The 512-nt window shown below is 64.6% G+C and carries 1 protein-coding gene; it reads right to left on the bottom strand.

Going from position 1 to position 512, the window contains the following annotated elements:
* Positions 1 to 512, bottom strand: a 512-nt coding sequence (locus PS14A_RS26450; protein ID WP_212617595.1) for an RHS repeat domain-containing protein, incomplete at both ends; no start/stop codon positions are given.

The raw sequence follows: 512 nt of genomic DNA, 5'->3' as shown, positions 1-512 counted from the left end.
CCGTTGCGGTACTCGTAGGACGTTGGCGCATCGTCCGGCGGAATCAGCGCGATCAGCCGTCCGAGTTCGTCGTAGCGGTATTCGGTGACCGCGCCCAATGCATCCTGCTCGGCGATCAACCGGCCCTGCTGGTCATAAGCCTTGAGCTGCTCGCCGCCATCCGCCGCGACCTGGCGCACCAGCCGCGCGCGCTCGTCGTGGACGTAGACTTCTTCGGTACCGTCGACGTAATGCACGGTCACGCTGGCGTCGTCATCGTTCCAGACGTAACGGGTGTTCATCTGCGAGAACGACGCCCAGTGCCTCACGCAGCGCGCCGCTTTGCCTTCGCGCTGCCACTCCCAGAAGAAGCTCGCGCCGCCGGTCAACTGGCGCTGGAGGATGACGTGGTGGTCGTCGTAGTCGTAGCGCTCGCTGTCGCCGACTGCGTTGGTCGCGATCAACAGGCGTTGCCGCGCATCGAAGCTGTAGGTGGCGAGGTTCTGCTCGGTGGTCCACTCGCCCTGAACAAA

The organism is Pseudomonas sp. 14A, assembly GCF_018132745.1.
GTDB classification, from domain to species: domain Bacteria; phylum Pseudomonadota; class Gammaproteobacteria; order Pseudomonadales; family Pseudomonadaceae; genus Aquipseudomonas; species Aquipseudomonas mercuritolerans.
Note: the sequence above shows the minus strand (reverse complement) of the source record. Positions and strands in the feature narration are given on the sequence as shown.